Origin of the sequence: Micropruina sp. (assembly GCF_047607385.1) — a bacterium.
In the GTDB taxonomy this organism is placed as follows: Bacteria; Actinomycetota; Actinomycetes; order Propionibacteriales; family Propionibacteriaceae; genus Micropruina.
Window position 1 is genome coordinate 1 of the sequence record NZ_JASGDE010000164.1, and the last position, 16,367, is coordinate 16,367.

The 16,367-nt window shown below is 69.0% G+C and carries 16 protein-coding genes and 2 pseudogenes; 13 read left to right on the forward strand and 5 right to left on the reverse strand.

From position 1 onward, the window contains the following. Positions 1–401, forward strand: a pseudogene (locus QM582_RS14410) (carbohydrate kinase family protein); the annotation flags it as partial. Positions 402–465: 64 nt separating this feature from the next. On the opposite strand, the gene QM582_RS14415 reads toward QM582_RS14410, so the two are convergent. Further along, positions 466–2,832 (reverse strand): InlB B-repeat-containing protein, encoded by a 2,367-nt coding sequence (locus tag QM582_RS14415; RefSeq protein WP_415085521.1) that lies wholly within the window; start codon positions 2,830–2,832, stop codon positions 466–468. A 139-nt stretch (positions 2,833–2,971) separates the two neighbouring features. Here QM582_RS14415 and QM582_RS14420 point away from each other — a divergent pair, with 139 nt between their 5' ends. After that, positions 2,972–3,592 (forward strand): TetR/AcrR family transcriptional regulator, encoded by a 621-nt coding sequence (locus QM582_RS14420; RefSeq protein ID WP_415085523.1) that lies wholly within the window; start codon positions 2,972–2,974, stop codon positions 3,590–3,592. Continuing rightward, positions 3,589–4,590: a type I glyceraldehyde-3-phosphate dehydrogenase gene (gap, locus tag QM582_RS14425; protein WP_415085525.1), complete on the forward strand. Its 1,002-nt coding sequence runs from the start codon at positions 3,589–3,591 to the stop codon at positions 4,588–4,590. The genes QM582_RS14420 and gap overlap by 4 nt, the downstream gene beginning before the upstream one ends. Here gap and QM582_RS14430 read toward each other — a convergent pair. Beyond that, entirely contained in the window at positions 4,571–5,275 is a 705-nt protein-coding gene (locus QM582_RS14430; protein ID WP_415085527.1) for an alpha/beta fold hydrolase, read from the reverse strand. The genes gap and QM582_RS14430 overlap by 20 nt on opposite strands. A gap of 49 nt (positions 5,276–5,324) precedes the next feature. On the opposite strand from QM582_RS14430, the gene QM582_RS14435 reads away from it, so the two are divergent. The 5 genes from QM582_RS14435 (at position 5,325) to QM582_RS14455 (ending at position 9,701) form a co-directional block, all read left to right on the forward strand. Beyond that, positions 5,325–6,023 carry a helix-turn-helix transcriptional regulator gene (locus QM582_RS14435; protein WP_415085529.1) on the forward strand — a complete coding sequence of 233 codons (699 nt, stop codon included), beginning with the start codon at positions 5,325–5,327 and terminating at the stop codon, positions 6,021–6,023. 120 nt (positions 6,024–6,143) lie between these two features. Beyond that, the gene (locus QM582_RS14440; RefSeq protein ID WP_415085531.1) at positions 6,144–6,638 is read left to right on the forward strand and encodes a MarR family winged helix-turn-helix transcriptional regulator; all 495 of its coding nucleotides are present in this window, start codon (positions 6,144–6,146) and stop codon (positions 6,636–6,638) included. Between the two features lie 34 nt (positions 6,639–6,672). Then, on the forward strand, positions 6,673–8,439 hold the full coding sequence (locus QM582_RS14445) for an MFS transporter (protein ID WP_415085533.1): 1,767 nt from the start codon (positions 6,673–6,675) through the stop codon (positions 8,437–8,439). A gap of 106 nt (positions 8,440–8,545) precedes the next feature. Further along, a complete protein-coding gene (locus QM582_RS14450; RefSeq protein ID WP_415085534.1) occupies positions 8,546–8,962 on the forward strand; it encodes an SRPBCC family protein in 417 nt (138 codons plus the stop codon). Between the two features lie 61 nt (positions 8,963–9,023). After that, on the forward strand, positions 9,024–9,701 hold the full coding sequence (locus tag QM582_RS14455) for an HAD family hydrolase (RefSeq protein WP_415085536.1): 678 nt from the start codon (positions 9,024–9,026) through the stop codon (positions 9,699–9,701). Between the two features lie 61 nt (positions 9,702–9,762). Here the strand turns inward: QM582_RS14455 and QM582_RS14460 are convergent, their stop codons facing one another. Beyond that, a complete protein-coding gene (locus QM582_RS14460) occupies positions 9,763–10,173 on the reverse strand; it encodes a DUF3224 domain-containing protein (protein ID WP_415085538.1) in 411 nt (136 codons plus the stop codon). 9 nt (positions 10,174–10,182) lie between these two features. Next, positions 10,183–10,389, reverse strand: coding sequence for a zinc-binding dehydrogenase (locus QM582_RS14465; RefSeq protein ID WP_415085549.1), 207 nt, complete (start codon positions 10,387–10,389; stop codon positions 10,183–10,185). Positions 10,390–10,415: 26 nt separating this feature from the next. On the opposite strand from QM582_RS14465, the gene QM582_RS14470 reads away from it, so the two are divergent. The 3 genes from QM582_RS14470 to QM582_RS14480 all read left to right on the forward strand — a co-directional run bounded on the left by QM582_RS14470 (position 10,416) and on the right by QM582_RS14480 (position 13,506). Beyond that, positions 10,416–11,522, forward strand: a complete 1,107-nt coding sequence (locus tag QM582_RS14470) for a sensor histidine kinase (protein ID WP_415085540.1) — start codon at positions 10,416–10,418, stop codon at positions 11,520–11,522. After that, on the forward strand, positions 11,519–12,154 hold the full coding sequence (locus QM582_RS14475) for a response regulator (RefSeq protein ID WP_415085541.1): 636 nt from the start codon (positions 11,519–11,521) through the stop codon (positions 12,152–12,154). The genes QM582_RS14470 and QM582_RS14475 overlap by 4 nt, the downstream gene beginning before the upstream one ends. Before the next feature lie 374 nt (positions 12,155–12,528). Then, positions 12,529–13,506: an AAA family ATPase gene (locus QM582_RS14480; RefSeq protein WP_415085543.1), complete on the forward strand. Its 978-nt coding sequence runs from the start codon at positions 12,529–12,531 to the stop codon at positions 13,504–13,506. Positions 13,507–13,562: 56 nt separating this feature from the next. Here the strand turns inward: QM582_RS14480 and QM582_RS14485 are convergent, their stop codons facing one another. After that, positions 13,563–13,709, reverse strand: a complete 147-nt coding sequence (locus QM582_RS14485; protein ID WP_415085545.1) for a hypothetical protein — start codon at positions 13,707–13,709, stop codon at positions 13,563–13,565. 18 nt (positions 13,710–13,727) lie between these two features. On the opposite strand from QM582_RS14485, the gene QM582_RS14490 reads away from it, so the two are divergent. Continuing rightward, positions 13,728–16,019, forward strand: a complete 2,292-nt coding sequence (locus tag QM582_RS14490; RefSeq protein ID WP_415085547.1) for a S8 family peptidase — start codon at positions 13,728–13,730, stop codon at positions 16,017–16,019. Between the two features lie 114 nt (positions 16,020–16,133). Continuing rightward, a pseudogene (locus QM582_RS14495) lies at positions 16,134–16,367 on the forward strand (hypothetical protein); the annotation flags it as partial.

Sequence of the window (16,367 nt, forward strand, 5' to 3'; positions counted from 1 at the left end):
AGCCGGCCAGCGTGCCGGCCACCAGCGCCGCCCCGAAGCAGTCGCCGGCGCCGGTCGGGTCGATCGCCCGCACCGGTAGCGCCGGCAACTGCTTCGGGGCGGCGCTGGTGGCCGGCACGCTGGCCGGCTGGCCGTTGGACGTCCGGCTGCGGTTCGCGGCGCTCACCGCCGGCCTGGCGGTGCAGCAGTTCGGCGGTGCGCTGGCCACCCCGGGCTGGGGCGACGTCGCCGACTGGTGGACCGACCAGGTGGCGGCCGCCGCGTCCGGCGATCCGGAGGCCGTCCGGTTGCGTGAGGAGTACGCGTTCCTGCCCGGCATCATCCCGGCCGGGACGCCGGCGCGGGTGCGCCGCGCCGAGGCCACCATCGCCAAATTCTCCCACCTGCCGACCAGCGGCTGACCGGGACCGGATGCCGTCGGTCGAGCTTGTCGAGACCCCTCCGGCAGCGGGTTTCGACAGGCTCTTAGTGCTGCCGCCGCAACCTGCGCGACAGCAGGAGCAGGACGACGCCCGGCACGACGAGCAGCGCGGACAGCGGCACCCAGCCGGGCAGGTCCGAGCCGGTCTGCGGCAGGTCGCCGGCATTGCGCGGGGCCGTGGTGGATGACGCCGTCGCGGTGGGGCTCGGTGTCGGCGTCGGGGACGGGGACGGTCCGAGCACCGGGCCTGCCTCGGCGGAGGTGTCGGACGCGTCGGCGTAGCCGGCCCGGGACGCCACCGCGCGCACGCTGATCAGCGCTCCCGCGTCCTGCGCGGTGAGGGTGTAGGTCGGACCGGTGCCCACCTCGGCGCCGTTGGCCAGCCAGACGAAGGCCACCGCGTCCGGCGCAGGATCGATGGTTCCGGCGTCCGCGGTCAGCGTTTCGCCGACCTCCAGGGTGCCGGTGAAGGCGGCGGACGGCCCGGTGCGGAAGTTGCTGGGCTCGACGGTGACGGTGATCTCGACGGTCACAGCGCCCGCCGGGGTCGGTACCGAGAGGGTGAGGGTGTGGCTGCCGACCACGGTGGAGGACACCGTGACCTGTCCGGTGGTCGGGTCGATGGTGGCGGTCACGGTGCCGCCGGCGTCGGTGATCGACCAGGTGCCCGGGTCGCTGAGGTAGGGGTCGCCGTCGGAGTCGAACACCTCCGGCGTGAACGAGGCGTCGGACGTGGTGCTGATGGTGACCGCGTCGTCGGGCAGCCGGGTCTCGATGACCGGGCCGGACGCCCAGCGGGCGTGGGCGGTGATCGCGACCGGGTCGCCGTCCGTGCTGTCGCCGGGCAGGGTGCTGGTGGCGGTGACCGCCACTCCGGAGCCGTCGGCGGCGGTGTTCCAGCCCTTGAACCGGTCGCCGGTCCGGGTCGGAGCGGTGGCGTACGGGTAGGCGCGGTAGCCCGCGTCGAAGGACGGGGCGAACACCGTCACCGGATCGGCGGGGGCGGCGGGGCTGCCGCCGTGAGTGTCGAAGGACACCGCGTAGTGGTGGCCGAGCACCTCCACCCCGTGCCCGGTGACCAGGTCGTCGGTGAGCGCGATCGCCCCGTCGTTGCGGATCTGTCCGGTGCCGGCCAGCGCGGTGCCCGCGATGGTGGCGCCGGTGGTCGGTTCGGCGACGGTGCCCAGGATGCGTCCGGTGCTGCCCACGGTGATCTCGGGGCCGGCGGCGTTCGAGTCCTGGATGCGGAGGAAGCCGGTCGGGATGCGCAGTGTTCCGTCCACCCGCAGGGAGCCGAACCCGACGGCGGTCGGCTCGGTCTGGACGGTGCTGAGTGCCCCGCTGCCGACCGCGGTGTAGCCGCCGGTGGCGGTGACGTCGGCGCCTTCGCCGATCAGCACGGTGCCGCCGGAGCCGAGGCCGGGGTTGCCCGACCAGTAGGTGCTGCGGAACCCGCCGCCGATGCCCGCGGCGGGGTCGGCTGCTCCCGATCCGGTGGCGGTGACGGTCCCTCCGGTGATGGTGATGGTGCCGCCGGTGCCGGCGCGTCCGCCGCCGATGCCCGCGGCCCCGACCCCGCCCGTCGCGGTGACGGTTCCGCCGGTGATGGTGATCTGGCCGCCGCTGCTCTGCTCGGGGGTGCCGCCGCCGAAGATCGAGTTGTTGCCGCTGCCGATCCCGGCTCCGCCGTTGCTCGTGGTGCCGCTCCCGGTCGCGATCACGGTGCCGCCGTTGACGTTGATCACGCCGCCGCCCTGGCCGAAGCAGCCGCCGATGCCCGCGGCGCCGCGGTTGGTGGTGGTTCCGCCGGTGGCGGTGATCCGTCCGCCGTTGATCGTGACGTTGGAGGAGAGTCCGCCGATCCCGGCACAGGCGATGGTCCCACCCCCGGTCGCGGTGACCTCGCCGCCATTGATCACGACCGTCCCCGCGGCGCTCGACGTCGGGCCGCCGATGCCGGCGGACGCCGGTCCGCCCTGGGCGGTCACCGTCCCGCCGTCGACGATCAGCTTCGCGTCCGTGGTGCGGATGCCCGGTGTGGAGTTGGCCGTCGAGGTCACGGTGAGGCGTCCGCCGGTCGCCGAGTCGTCGACGGTGAGCTGCTGGCCGGCGCTGATCGCGATGTTGCGGACGCGGAGCTCGTGCCCGGCCAGGTCGAACTCTGCGACACAGGGGACGGTGACGGTCGTCGTGGTGGCGGCGATGTCCTGACCCAGGGTGACGACGGTGGGCGCGGCCTCGGTGCCGGTGCAGCCGGCGAGGGCCGTGGTGACGTCGGCGATCGAGGCGACGGTGACCGCGTGCGCGGGCGTGGCGGCGGCCAGCGAACCGGCCGTGGCCAGCAGGGTCGCCGGCAGCAGCAGGACGAACGGGCGACAGCGTCGGCGGATGGGTGCGCTGACAGGGGGCATGGCCGGCTCCAGACGGCGCCGACAGGTGGGGTGGGTCGCGCCGTGCATATCCAAGTGGGCGAGCCGGTGCTGTCGCAAGAGCCCGGTCAAAGCGTGGTCGGGTCTTGTTGCTGTACATACTAGTAGGTACAATCGACGTATGACGACGAGCACGACGGACTCCCGGGAGCGGCTGATCGCGGCGATGTCCGCGCTGCTGTGGGAGAAGGGGTACGCGGCCACCAGTCCACGCGACGTGATGGCGGCCGCCGAGGTCGGCCAGGGCTCCTTCTACCACCACTTCGCCGGCAAGCACGACCTCGCGATGGCGGCACTGAAGCGCAACGTGGCCGACTCGATGGCGGCGTATCCCCGCGAATCGGGGCCGTCGCCGCTGCACACCCTGGCGGCCGACATGCTGCGACCTCGTCCCGGCATGAAGGGCTGTCCGGTGGGACGGATGACGCAGGATCCCCAGGTGATGGCCGACGCCGACCTGCTCGGGGTGGTCGGCGACGCGTTCGCCACCATGCTGCAGCGCCGCTCCGAGCTGATCGGTGCCGCGATCGAGGCCGGTGAACTGCCGTCCACCCTCGACGCGGACGACCTCGCCGCCGCCCTGGCCGCCGTCATCCAGGGCGGCTACGTGCTGTCCCGGGCGCTGGGCTCGTCCGCGTACATGGACGCCGCGACCCGCGGTGCGGTGGCGCTGCTCGAGGCGGTCGCCGTCCGTACCAACCCCGACCCACAGACCGACGAAACAGGAAGGACGTCATCATGACGACCCGCATCGGAATCAACGGCTTCGGCCGCATCGGACGCAGCTACCTCAGGGCCGCACTCGGCAACGCGGCGGACGTCGAGGTGGTGGCGGTCAACGACATCGCCGGCGTCGAGGTGCTGGCCACCCTGCTGGAGTGGGACTCGATCTCCGGGCAGCTGGCCGGAGTGGCCGTCGACGGCGACCGGCTCAGGGTCGGAGAGAAGTCGATGGCCGTGTTCTCCGAGCGCGATCCGTCCCGGATCCCGTGGGGCGGGATCGGCGCCGACATCGTCATCGAGTCGACCGGCTTCTTCACCGACGCCGCGACGGCGCGGGCACACCTGGACGGCGGCGCCCGCAAGGTGATCGTCTCCGCCCCGGCCTCCGGCGACGTCCCGGCGCTGGTGCTCGGGGTCAACACCGACACCCTCGACGTGGCCGGCTCCGACGTGTTCTCCAACGGCTCGTGCACCACCAACTGCCTGGCCCCGATGGCGAAGGTGCTCAACGACGCCTTCGGCATCGAGAGCGGCCTGATGAACACCATCCACGCCTACACCAGCGACCAGCGGCTGCACGACGCCCCGCACAAGGACCTGCGACGGGCCCGGGCGGCCGCGATGTCGACCATCCCGACGAGTTCCGGCGCGGCGCGGACGATCGGCAAGATCATCCCCGAGCTCAACGGCAAGCTGACCGGGTTCGCGCTCCGGGTGCCGGTGCCGGTCGGCTCGATCACCGACTTCACCGCGGTGCTGTCCCGTCCGGTGACCGCCGCCGAGGTGAACGACGCGTTCCGGGCGGCGGCGTCCGGGGAGCTGTCGGGCTACCTGGCCTACTCGGAGGCGCCGATCGTGTCGGCCGACATCGTCGGCAACCCGCACTCGGTGATCTTCGACGCACCGCTCACCGAGGCGATCGGCAACCACGTGAAGGTGCTCGGCTGGTACGACAACGAGTGGGGCTTCTCGAACCGGCTGGTGGAGCTGTCCGAACTCATCGGTCAGCGGCTGTAGCGCAGGGCTGCGTTTCCAGCAGCCCGGTGACCGCGCGGACGACGCCCGCCGGATCCTCCAGCATCGGCAGGTGGCCGGTGGCCAGTTCGTGGACGAGGGTCGCGCCGAGGCGTCCGGCGAACTTCCGCTGCAGGGCCGGCGGAAGCTCCTTGTCGGCGGTGGTGCACAGGTACTCGCGCCGGCCGGGCCAGTCGTCCCGGCCGGTGCGGTCGCGGTAGTAGCCCAACGGTTCGGGGGTGAAGTCGGCGACGATCCGATCGACCGTGGCCTCGTCGATGCCGTGGGCGAGGGTGCCGCGGATGGCGGATTCCGGCGGACGGGTTCCGGCCAGCCGCATCGCGATGCCGAGGATCCAGCGGTTCGGGATCGGCAGGGCGGAGAGGAACGAGCCGCCCGGTGTCGGGACGATCGCGCTGACCGCCAGGACGCCGTCGACGCGTCCGGACGCCAGCCGGGCCACCTCCGCCGCCACGACGCCGCCGGCGGAGTGCGCCACGATGCTGAAGCGGTCGGTGGAGACCGCGTCCAGAGCGGCTTGGGCGTAGTCGCGCAGGCCTGCGCCGTTGCCGGGTCGCGGTGCCACCCGGGTGCGGTGGTCGCTCAGGCGGTAGCGGACGTCGTCCCAGGTCCAGGCGGGAAGCCCGGCTCCGCTGATGAACAGGACCGAGGCGGGTGAGGTAGTCATGCGTCGATCATGACCTCGGTGAATGTCACCTGTATGTCACTATTTATCGGTGAGTCGGACCGATCGGCTGTACGCCCTGCGCGAGGAACTGCGCCGGGCCGGGTCCGCCGGACGGACGGCGGAGCGGCTCGCCGCGCACTTCGAGGTCAGCGTCCGCACCGTCAAGCGCGACATCTCCACGCTGCAGCAGGGCGGCTTCCCGGTCTGGGCCCGGCCCGGTCCGGGCGGCGGTTACGTGGTGGATGCCGCCGCCACGCTGCCGCCGGTGAACTTCACCGACGCCGAGGCGTCCGGGCTTGCCGCGGCGGTGGCCGCGCATCGCGGACAGCCGTTCGACGGCCACGCCCGGGCCGCCCTCACCAAGGTGCTGGGCGTGATGGACGCCGCCGCCCGGCAGCGGGCCGAGGCGCTCGGTGGCCGGATCTGGATCGACCGGGCGAACGAGCCGGCCGGGGTGGGCGTCCGGCGGGCGGTCGAGCACGCGTTCCAGGAGCACCGGGTGCTGTCCGTCCGCTATTCCGACGGTTCCGGCGGCGAGGAGTCGACCCGGGTCGATCCGGTGTTCCTCGGCCACACCCGGGGGCACTGGTGGCTGGTCGGGCACTGCCGCACCCGGGACGCGATCCACTGGTTCAGGCTCGACCGCGTCGTCGCCGCACATGTCCTGTCGGAGATCGCCGCCGCCATCCCGGTCGAGGCCGTCGGGACGCCGCCGGCGACCGCCACGTCCATCGCCGGCGACCGATGAGATTCGCGCTCGACTCGGAACGCCGACCCGCGGGGTCGGCCCCGCCGCGGTGCCAGGAAGACAGAGAATCACACCGGAGGCGGGGTTCGATTCCTATCGATGGGAGCTAACATAGGTTACATGGTCATGAACCGACGGACGACGGTGCTGGGCCCGTTGAAGCGGGCGCACGGGGCGGCGCGCGGCCTCTCCGACGAGGTACTGCGTCCGTACGGGCTGTCGACCGCGCAGTACACGGTGCTGCGCTACGTCGCCGACCACCCCGGCGTCTCCGGTGCCGCCCTGGCTCGCCTGATCGGGGTCACCCCGGCCACCATGACCGCCATGCTGGCCGCCTTGGAAAAGGACGGACGGGTGGAACGCACCCCCGACCCGGCCGGCGGGCGCAGCCTGCAGACCACGATGACCCCGCAGGCGGAGGAACTCCTGGAGCAGGTGTGGCCGGCGCTGCAGTGGCTGGAGGAACAACTGCTGCACGGCATCGACGCCGCCGACCGGGAGGCGTTCCTGCGGGTGCTCGACCGGATCGTCGCCCGGCAGGCCGAACTGCTCGCGCCGCCGCGGCTGGGGCCGTCCCCGCAGGCGGAGAACCTGAACAACCCAGAAAGAACCTGAACAACCCAGAAGAAGAGGGGCCGGTGAGAACACGATGAGTCCCAGTACACGCATCCATTCCGTCCATCCCGAGCGCTACAAGTGGGTTGCGCTCTCGAACACCACGCTGGGCGCGTTGATGGCCTCCATCAACGGCTCGATCGTGATGATCGCCATGCCCGCCATCTTCAACGGGATTCAGCTGAACCCGCTCGATGCCGGCAACGTCAGCTACCTGCTGTGGATGCTGATGGGCTACGTCCTGGTGACCGCCGTCCTGGTGACCACCTTCGGACGGCTCGGCGACCTCTACGGCAGGGTGCGGATCTACAACCTGGGCTTCCTGGTGTTCACCCTGGCCGCGATCGCGCTGTCCTGGGTGCCCTACAGCGGCGGAGCCGGAGCCACCTGGCTGATCGGCTGGCGGCTGGTCCAGGCGGTCGGCGGTTCGATGCTGTTCGCCAACTCGACCGCGATCATCACCGACGCCTTCCCGGCCGGCAAACGCGGCACCGCGATGGGAATCAACCAGGTCGCCAGCATCGCCGGCACCTTCGTCGGGCTGGTCCTCGGCGGCGTGCTGGCCGCGGTCCACTGGCGCTGGGTCTTCCTGGTCTCCGTCCCGGTGGGCATCATCGGCACCGTCTGGGCCTACCTGTCGCTGCGTGAGACCGGCGAACGCGCGCAACCGGCCGACGGCCGCCAGAAGCTGGACGTCGTCGGCAACATCCTGTTCGCGCTCGGCCTGACCGCGCTGCTGGTCGGGATCACCTACGGAATCCAGCCCTACGGCGGCCGGGTGGACGGCTGGTCGAATCCCTGGGTGCTCGGCGGGATCATCGGCGGCATCGCGGTCCTGGTCGCCTTCTTCTTCTACGAGCGCAGCGTCCCCAACCCGATGCTGGACGTGAAGCTGTTCACGATCCGGGTGTTCGCTTTCGGCAACTTCTCCTCCTTCCTGTCCGCGGTCGCCCGTGGCGGGCTGCAGTTCATGCTGATCATCTGGCTGCAGGGCATCTGGTTGCCGCTGCACGGCTACAACTACGAGGACACCCCGCTGTGGGCCGGTATCTACATGCTGCCGCTGACCATCGGGTTCGTCGCCGCGGGGCCGATCTCGGGCATGATCTCCGACCGCCGTGGTTCGCACATCTTCGCCCCGCTCGGCTTGGCGGTGGTCGGGCTCACCTTCATCGCCTTCCTGCTGATCCCGGTGGACTTCCCCTATTGGGCGTTCGCCGTGACCTGCTTCGCCAACGGCGTCGGGTCGGGCATGTTCGCCGCCCCCAACCGCTCCTCGGTGATGAGCAGCGTCCCCGCATCGGAACGCGGCGTGGCCTCGGGGATGTCCAGCACGTTCATGAACGCCGGCAACTCGCTGTCCATCGGGGTGTTCTTCTCGCTGATGATCGTCGGGCTGGCCGGCACCCTGCCGAAGGCGCTCTATTCCGGGCTGACCACGCATGGCGTCCCCAGCCAGATCGCTACGCAGATCGCCGGCCTGCCGCCGACCGGCAGCCTGTTCGCCGCCTTCCTCGGCTACAACCCGATCAAATCGCTGCTGGAGCCGTCCGGGATCCTGGATAAGCTGCCCTCGGTGGACGTGAGCACGCTGACCGGCCAGACGTTCTTCCCGCAGCTGATCTCCGGCCCGTTCCAGTCCGGACTGGTGGTGGTCTTCGTCACCGCTGCGATCATGAGCTTCATCGGTGCCGCGGCCTCGCTGGCCCGTGGCAAGCACGTCCGCACGGTCGGCACCGCCGGCCATGCGCAACCCGCCCGCGAGGCTGTCGGGTCGGTCACGCCCCGACCAGGGCGCTGAGGCAGCGGCCGTCCCGGAGATCCTCGCCCCCCGGCTTCAAGGGGGACGATCGGGGGTAGTCAGGTGGTCCTATGCTCGGGTGTGCCCACTGTCGGAGGGAGCGCCGGTGATATCGGAGACACGCGAGACGTCCCTGTCGCCGGACGCGGTCTGGTCGCGGTTGGTGGACATCGAAAGCTGGCCGTCGTGGAGCGACTCGATGGAGCGGATCGAGCGGCTGGACGACGGCCCGCTTCGGGTGGGCGCCAAAGCCAGAGTCACCCAGCCGGCCGGACGCCCGGCCGTCTGGGAGGTGACCGTGCTGGACGCCGATCGCGAGTTCACCTGGCAGAGCCGCCAGCCGGGCGTCACCGTGATCGCCCGGCACCTCCTGAGCCCGACCGCGGACGGCACGCACATCGTGCTCACGCTGGACGTGGTCGGGCCGCTGGCCTGGCTCGGACAGCTGCTGGCCGGTCGCAGGATCGCCCGGTACGTCCGGATGGAGGCCGACGGCCTCGCTCGCACCGAACCGGAGCGGTGAACCTGCTCGGGTAGTTCCAGGACGACCCGGCCACCACCCTTGGTCTGCATAGGATCGCGGTGTGACTTCGTGCAAAGTCGTGCTTTTCGATCTCGACGACACTCTCACCGACCGGTCGGAGTCCGTCCTGCATTATGCCTCACGGCTGCTCCGAGACTTCTCCGGCCGCATCGGGGCTGTGCAGGTCCCGGAGATCGTGGACGTGATCGCGTCCGTGGACGAACGCGGTTATGCGCCCCGCGAGCAGGTGTTCTCAGCGCTGCTGAGCCGGATTGCATGGAGCGAACGGCCGGAGATCACGGACCTCGCGGAACACTGGGCGTCGTTTTTTCCACTCGACACGGCACCACGCGAGGGTGCTATTCCCGCACTGGAATTGTTGCGCGTGAACGGCTTTGCGCTGGGCATCGTGACCAACGGGCCTGTGACGATGCAGGAAAGGAAAATTGCCTGCCTCGGTGTCGCGAACCTGATGACTGCGATCGTGGTGTCGGGGGCGGTAGGCGTTCACAAGCCGCATCCGCGCATCTTCGAGGTGGCGCGCGGTCACTTCGACTGCGCGAGTGACCGCATCTGGTTCGTCGGTGACCATCCGCGCAACGACATCCTCGGTGCCGCAGCGGCGGGGTTCACACCGGTGTGGCTGCGTGGCACGCATCCGTGGCCGGAAGGGGTGCCGCCGCCGCGACATCAGATCGACTCGCTTGCCGAGGTCCTCCCGACCGTCTGCCCGCAGTAGAACGCGCCCGAAGCCCGCCACCGGGTGGGCGGAGAACTCAGCGGGCGGCCGACGGTCTGGATCAGCCTGGCAGTTGGTAGTCCAGTTCCAACCGGTGGGTGCCGTCCGGGTCGACGATCAGCTCACCGGTACCCGTGATGCCGCTCAATTCGCCGGTTCCGCTGGTCGGCACGACCACGAAGAACGGAGCCAGCCGATCTGTCCCGGTGGTGGTGGCGCTGTGCCCGAAGACGAAGGTGCCGGACTTGCCGTCGATCTGGCCCTGGAAGGACTCCAGAGCCAGATAGGTGCCGGTACCCGTGGTCTGGTCGAAGGCCGCGGTGAAGATCGTCGACGATTGGCCGTCCACCGTGCCGGTGAAGACCTTCCGCATCGTTGCCACTCCGACCGGTGTGCCGGTGACCACCTCGGGAACCGGCACGACGGGGGTCGGCGCCCAGTCGTGCACAGTGAAGGTTGCGCTGGCATGCATGCGGCAATGCTATTCCGCTCGGCCCGCCGTCGCGCGGCCCGGGACGCGGACCACGACGCTTCCGCGCTTGCGTCCGGTGTCGACGTAGCGGTGTGCCTCGACGATCTCGGACAGGTCGACGGTGCGGTCGATGACCGGACGCAGCCGGCCGTTCTCGGCGGCTGCGACGACAGCTGCGATGTGGTCGGCGGTGAAGGGGATGGTGCCGGCGACGATGGTCGTGCCGCTGGCTCGGCCGCGCGATGCGCACGGACGATGTCGCCGAGGGTTGCGACGACCTGCAGCAGCGTGCCGCCCGGGTTGACGATACGTCCGACGCGGGCGAAGGGGGCGGTGATGCGTGGTACTGGGGCGTCGGCCGGACCCACGTCCGCGTCGAGGGCGGGAGCGCTCCGGTGAGCTTCCCGCTCGGGACCGTGGTGATCTTCGCGATCGGGCTGGCCTTCGAGCCCACACTGCCCATCGGGTGGGCGGCGGTGTTCCCGATGCTGTTCCTGGCATGTCGTCTCGGCGCGGCCGTCCCATGGGCCGCACTTGCCGCCGCGTTGCCGACCATCGCGCTCGTTGCTCGAGCAGGCCTGGACTCTCCCTTCCTTCCGGCGTCGCTGCTCCAAGGGCTGGCAGCCGGTGGATCGGCGATCCTGTTCGGCCTGTGGATCGGTCAGATCGCCGCACAGAGCAGCCAGCGGGCACAGCTCATCCAACGACTCGAGGCCAGTCAGAACGAGGCGCGCGCGCTGTCGCGGGCGGCGGGAGTCGCCACCGAACGCGCACGACTCGCCGCTGAGATCCACGACACCCTCGCCCAGGGATTCACGAGCATCGTCACGCTCGTGCAAGCCGCCGAATCCAAGCTGGACTCCGACCCGACCGCAGCACGCCGGCACCTCTGTCTCGCGGCGGAGACGGCGCGCGAGAACCTCGCCGAAGCGCGCGCCATGGTCCACGAGCTGACACCGAGCGCCCTCGCATCCGGGAACCTCGCCGAGGCGATCCGTCGGCGGGCCGAGCAGTTCGGCCGCGAGACGTCGGCGACGGTGACGGTGCGCGCCGACGACATCGATGGGCTGCCGACCGCGGTCGAGGTGGTGCTGCTGCGCGCCGCGCAGGAGGCCCTCGCGAACGCCGGGAAGCACGCGGCCGCCACCGAGGTCTCGGTGGAGCTCATCGACACAGGCGACGCCGTGCGGCTCAGCGTCGCGGACGACGGCGTCGGCTTCGACCCGCACGCCCCACACGAAGGATTCGGGCTGGACGGAATGCGCAAGAGGTCCGAAGCCGTCGGCGGCAGCTTCCGGGTCGACAGCGGTCAGGACGGCACGAGGGTGACCGTGGAGGTGCCGTGGTGAGCCGGCCGATCCGCGTGCTGCTCGCCGACGATCACGCGATCGTCCGCGAGGGGGTCCGCGGGATGCTGGACGCCGAACCGGACATCGAGGTCGTCGCTGACGCCTCGTCGGGCTCCGAGGCGATAGCGGCCGTCGCGGCGCACGACGTCGATGTGGTGCTGATGGATCTGCGGATGCCGCGCACGGACGGCGTCGCCGCGACCGCCGAGATCTGCAGTCGATGGCCCACGACGGCGGTCGTCATCCTGACGACCTACGAGACCGATGCCGACATCCTGCGCGCCGTCGACGCGGGCGCTGCGGGATACCTGCTGAAAGACGTCTCGCGGGCCGACCTCATCGGCGCCGTCCGCGCCGCCGCCGCGGGGGAGGCGGTGCTGACGCCGACCGTTGCCGCGCGCCTGATGAGGCGCGTCCGCGACGCGGGGCCACCGCGGCTGTCCCGGCGCGAGCTCGACGTGCTCGAGCTGGTCGCCATCGGCAACAGCAACGCGGACATCGGCCGCGCCCTGTTCGTCAGCGAGGCGACGGTGAAAACACACCTATTGCGGATCTTCGCCAAGCTCGACGTCTCCGACCGCACCGCCGCCGTCACGACCGCGATGTCGCTCGGGCTGCTTCCCAGGCCGTAGCTCCTCACGGTCGATCCCAAGGAAGACGGGTTTGAGAAGCACCTACTCAGGCCCACAATTTCGGACGCGAGAGCGGGGCTCAGCGAGTCGCAGTGGTCACGTGCGGCGGGACGATCCGCCCTCGCGGGCGCGGCGTCATCAGCGTATGACGGTTGGGCGATGTCATCACGGACGTTGGCTTCGAGCGTCGGATGCCTCCGTCATCGTTACCGGACATGACCCAACGCCTCAGCGTCGCGACACTCGGGCAGAGCACACAGTTGTGATGATGACGAACTGCCCTTCCGACCGCGCGGCAAACGGACGGTCACCTGGGGGTGCTCGGTACGATAGACCAGGGATATCGACTGAACGAACGCAGAGGAGAGTGAGGCATGGCGCGAGGAGATCTGCTCTTGGCTCTCGTTCAGTCCGGTGCCGGAGGCGATGACCTCGCCTTCCGACGTGCGGCCGAGGCTCTCATCGCCGAGGAAGAGAACAAGAAGCACAATGTGCTTGCCTCGCAGTTGACTGACGCGCTGCGCGCACGGCGGTCCACCCCGACTGCCAACGTCACCTCACTCGCGCGGAATGACGCTGTTCGTGGGTTGTTCTACGAGCAGGAACCCGAGCGGCGACTGTCGGAGTTGGTTCTTCCCGTCGAGGCGCGCCAAGCAGTCAGTCAGCTCATCGAAGAGCATCACCGCCGGGATCTTCTGCGCAGTCACGGTGTCGAGCCTCGTCATCGCCTCCTGTTCGTCGGGCCGCCCGGCGGCGGTAAGACCTCGCTGGCTGAGGCCGTCGCGACGGAGTTGGCCGTTCCGCTATTGAGCGTTCGCTACGAAGGTCTCATCGGCAGTTTCCTCGGTGAGACCGCGTCCCGTATGGAGGCGTTGTTCGACGCGGTGAGGGTAAGGCCGTGCGTGCTCTTCTTCGATGAGTTCGACGTTGTCGCCAAAGAACGTGGCGACACTCACGAGACCGGCGAGATCAAGCGGGTCGTGAGTTCATTGCTGCTGCAAGTGGACAGGCTTCCGAGTCACGTCATAGTCATCGCCGCCACCAATCATGCCGAGCTTCTGGATCGAGCGGTCTGGCGGCGCATGCAACTTCGACTCGACCTGCCGAACCCCACACGGGCCGGAAAGGTCGAGTGGCTGCAAGCATGGTCGGCGCGGAGCGGGGTGAGCCTGGGGCTCTCTCCGCGGACGATTGCCGACCGTCTCGGCCGGGTCAGCTTCGCTGAGCTCGAAGAGTTCGCCCTGGACATGCAGCGGCGCTCCATCCTCTCCGGGCCGGAGCCCGATTCGACGGCGGTCGTGCAGCAGCTGCTCAAGCAGTGGTCCAGTCGCGCCCACGTTAGCGAAGAGTAATGCCTCCGGAGGATCGGGCCTCAACCGAGCGGCCCGTCATTCTGGGACGAGTTACCTCACCGCGCACGATCCCAGGGCGGCGTGGCGGCGGTGGACGAGCGCGGTTCACCGATCCGGAGGAGCGCGCGCGGCGGATCGACGCACGTTTCGATGAGGCGATAGCCGCGATCGGCGATCAGGTCCAGATTTCGGATTCGATCCATGCTGCTGATCCTCAACTCGTGCTCGTGTTCGAAGCACTCGATGAGCAGATCGATTTGTCTGCTGTGACCGCCAACCTTGGCATCGAAATCCTCATCGAGGCTGAGAGCACGATCACGCCCACCGATGAGTTCCAATTGATCAAAGAGAACGCAAGACCGTATATCGCCTCATGCCTGCATGCGGTGTGCGCGAACCAGACGGCGTTCGACAATCTGCTTTCACTGTGGCGTATGTGGAGAGCAACGGACGGCCTTCCTTACGGATATTCGAAGCTTCGCGACCTCTTCGCCCACTTGAAAGACCTCCGACCGTGGGGGCCGCAAGATCGGCTGCTGGCCATCGACTGGGACGAGTACTTCGCCGGGCACATTGATGACCGCCCACAGAGTATCGAGATCGAGCTGTGGTACCGCCTGAGTGATCAGAAGCGGCGACAGAGTCAGCAGGAGGTGACCGCCCTGGTCGAACAGGCCGGTGGTCAGGTCACTGCATCCGCGATCATTGACCAGATCGGCTATCACGGGCTCAAGTGCACCGTGCCGAATCAGGTGCTGCGCGATCTGGCGTCCGGGAACCACGATGCGGTTCGTGTCGTCCGTTCCGCGAACGTCATGTATCTGCGCCTGTCGGGGCAAGCCCTGCCTATCGTCGGCCCGCCCACCGAAGCACAAGGACAGATCAATGGCGGCCTGCCCACGGGCGATCCGGTTCTTTGCCTGCTTGATGGAGCCCCTGCGGTGAACCACCCGCTGCTGCGCGGACGCGTGGAAGTTTACGATCCCGACGACCTGCTCGAAAAGGCGACCGTCGATGAACTGCGACACGGCACGTGGATGTCGTCGGTGGCCGTCTGGGGAGACCGCGGCCTCGGCGAGGCGCCCGCGGCGCGACCGGTACTCGTGCGCCCGATCCTGACTCCTGCCGACGATACCGAGAACAGGATCGAGGAGCTTCCTGCCGAGGAACTCGTGCCGGATCTGATGTGGCGTGCGTTCCGGGAACTGTTCGACGGGACAGACGCACAGCCAGCAGCGGGCGAGACGATCGCGATCGTCAACATCTCGGTGGGTGACCCAGCCGCACCATTCGAGACCATCCTGTCGTCGTGGGCACGCATCATCGACTGGCTCAGCTACCAGTACGGCGTGCTCATCATCGTCTCAGCGGGCAATCACCAGAATCTCGTCCTCAGCCCGGCATCCTCCACCGAGATCGCCGGCCTCCAAGGCAATGACCGACGACGTGCGATCCTCGACGCGATCGCCCGTCAGCAGAACAGGCGACGACTCCTTGCCCCCGCCGAATCGGTGAACGCGATCAGCGTCGGCGCGATTCATGGCGACGCATCGACAGTCGATCCCCAGGGATACGCCGTCGATCCCACCGATGGGCTTCAGGCCATCAGCCCCATATCCCCGACCGGCAGTGGATACCGTCGAAGCGTCAAACCAGACCTCGCAGCCAACGGTGGCCGGGTGTTCTTTCGGGACGGCATCACCGCTCAGGACACGATCTCGTTCGTTGGTCTCTCGGCGCTCGGACCAGGCATCCGCGTCGCGACCCCGAGCCAGTTCCGAGAGACACACATCTCCGGCACGAGCCCGGCTGCGGCACTCGTCGCCAGAAGAGCAGCGCGCCTCCACGACGTGGTCTCCGACATCACCGCCGGCGTGCCCATCAGCACACGACAACGAGCGTCCGCGATCAAAGCACTGCTGGCGCACGGAGCAGCATCCCCCGACCATTCGGAACACGCCCCGATCCCTGGCGAGAACGCCTTCGGGAACGGTGCCGCGACGCGCGACTACGCGGACGGCTGCGCCACGAACGAGGCCGTTGTGCTCTTCATCGGGTCGATCGGCGCAAACGAGGAACAAGAACTGCTCTTCCCGCTACCAGACGGTCTCAACGTACGCGAGGCCAAACGCATCGAAGCGACCCTCGCATGGCTCACCCCCGTCAACTGGCGGCATCGGCAGTATCGGAAGGCGGCCCTGTCCTTCGTCAAGCCGGAGGGCGCTATTCCGAAGCTCGGAAAACCGACAGGACTCAGCTCAGACGCCACGACGCGCGGAGCGACAACCCTGCAACGCCAGTCGTGGGAGTTGCAGAGCACGTTCGCATCCGGGCAGGGATCGAACATGAAGGTGCGGGTCAAGTGCTACGAGCAGGCTGGCGGACTACTCGGCGAGCGGGTTGATTTCGCAGTCGCGCTCTCCCTCTGGGTCGCACCGGAACTCAACGTCGATGTGTACAGCCAGGTTCGCGCTCAGGTTCGCGCGCGGGTTCCCATCCAGCCTCAAGGATGAGTTGCTTACCCTCGATCCAGTAACGCCTGGCCCGGGCCCTGATCCACCGGCGCTGAGCGGTATCCTGAGCGTGGCGTAGAGACGAAGTGCCCTTCTGAGCGGGGAGGATGCCGATTGCGACGTCGTCACCTGCCTTCTCAGGAAGGGCTCCTCGTAAGTGAAACTTTCTATGCGGTCCGGCCTGTCTTCGATGATCCGAATCTGGTGTCGGTAGCGGGTTTGGTCCCTGCGCTGCGGTTGGCCCAGTCGGCCGGGTTCTACGACCTGCTTGACGGGTTGAGTGTTCGGTCGCCCAAACGCTGCCGCGAAGACGCATCGGTTGTCGGTGGGATGCTCGCCGGTGCGGAC